This is a genomic window from Tenacibaculum sp. AWR4_210 (assembly GCF_056160945.1).
Genome location: NZ_JBSWYF010000048.1, coordinates 1 through 468, shown reverse-complemented (window position 1 = coordinate 468; position 468 = coordinate 1). Strand labels below are relative to the sequence as shown.

1 protein-coding gene is annotated in these 468 nt (G+C 24.6%); it reads left to right on the top strand.

The window, feature by feature from the left end; genetic code table 11:
• Window positions 1-75 precede the first annotated feature (75 nt).
• The coding region (locus ACXAG7_RS19960; protein WP_476667924.1) for a hypothetical protein at window positions 76-468 on the top strand (393 nt) is incomplete at its 3' end.

The following is a 468-nucleotide window of genomic DNA, read 5'->3' as shown; positions in this document are numbered from 1 at the left end:
CTGCACATAAATTTGAACAAATGACGCCAAGCAGTGATAGAAAAAAATCTTTGAAGCCAACACATTTTTAAAATTATGAGAGTATTTTTAGTTTTATTGTTTTTAGGAATCAATTATAATTATGGTCAGAGTAAAAAAATTGATTCCATAAATGTCAAAATTATAAATAAGAATATTTCAGCTTACAGGTTATATTACTCTAATTATATTGGGTGTCATAAGGAACCCGTTAGATTTTTAAATGAATATTTATTGAATGAAGGTCAAGAGTATGATTTAAAAATTTCTGAGTTAAAATTACCTTATCATACCATTAAAGGTATTACATTATTTAAGATTGAAAATAATTATTATCTACTAAAAAAGAAGAATAGAAAAACAAAAGTGGTTTTTTATGATAATATTTCATACGAGGAGATATTATCTAGAAGGATGTTAGTCGGTTTGGATTATAAAAATAACGAGCTA